This is a genomic window from Shewanella sp. SR44-3 (assembly GCF_014163735.1).
In the GTDB taxonomy this organism is placed as follows: domain Bacteria; phylum Pseudomonadota; class Gammaproteobacteria; order Enterobacterales; family Shewanellaceae; genus Shewanella.
In genome coordinates this window covers 1-215 of the sequence record NZ_JACJDV010000162.1, presented here as the reverse complement: position 1 = coordinate 215, position 215 = coordinate 1, and the positions used below count along the sequence as shown (strand labels likewise).

The 215-nt window shown below is 38.6% G+C and carries 1 rRNA gene; it reads right to left on the bottom strand.

From position 1 onward, the window contains the following. Positions 1 to 83: ribosomal RNA gene (locus H5073_RS18225) — 16S ribosomal RNA — on the bottom strand; the annotation flags it as partial. Between the last annotated feature and the right edge of the window lie 132 nt (positions 84 to 215).

Below are 215 nucleotides of genomic sequence, written 5' to 3'. Positions count from 1 at the left end.
CTACTTTCCCGCTGCCGCTCGACTTGCATGTGTTAGGCCTGCCGCCAGCGTTCAATCTGAGCCATGATCAAACTCTTCAATTAAAGTTTTTTTGAAGCTTTCTATTAGGAAAGACTTCGGCTCAATGAATTCTGATTCGAACTCATCTTTCGATGTGTTCTATGTACATATTTCTATGAACACTCTTTGTTGCATTGAGTTTAAATTTTTTGATT